The 377-nt window shown below is 58.1% G+C and carries 1 protein-coding gene; it reads right to left on the reverse strand.

Annotated elements, in window-relative coordinates:
• Positions 1 to 377, reverse strand: a 377-nt coding sequence (locus PPL9_RS06485) for a helix-turn-helix domain-containing protein (protein ID WP_161831234.1), incomplete at both ends; no start/stop codon positions are given.

Raw genomic sequence — 377 nt, forward strand, 5'->3', positions numbered from 1 at the left:
AGCGTTGTCTTTTGCTGTTTCCAGACAAGGGCACGCTGCTCCAGTTCTTGCGCCATGCGGTGCAGCCGCTTGTAACTTGCGGCCAGAGGGGCAAGATTGACACCGAACGCCTGAAGGAGCTCGCCACCAGCTGAGCGATGTCCGAACCGGCGCAGGTTGCCGCTGTCATGCCAGCACACAAGACCGGCGCGATTCAAAGCACGCTCGATGTTGAGCACCTGGCGCTCGCAGATTGAACGCTTGTTGGCGGTCGCACTTACCGTCAGATAGACAATCGGATTGCTGCCGCTCTGCCAATCCTGATCGCGGGTATAACCCACCAGAAATTCCAGATGCGCAACTTGTGTTGCGGTCAAGCCAAGCTCGCGTTGCAGCTT

The sequence above is a fragment of the Pseudovibrio sp. POLY-S9 genome (assembly GCF_001431305.1).
GTDB lineage: Bacteria > Pseudomonadota > Alphaproteobacteria > Rhizobiales > Stappiaceae > Pseudovibrio.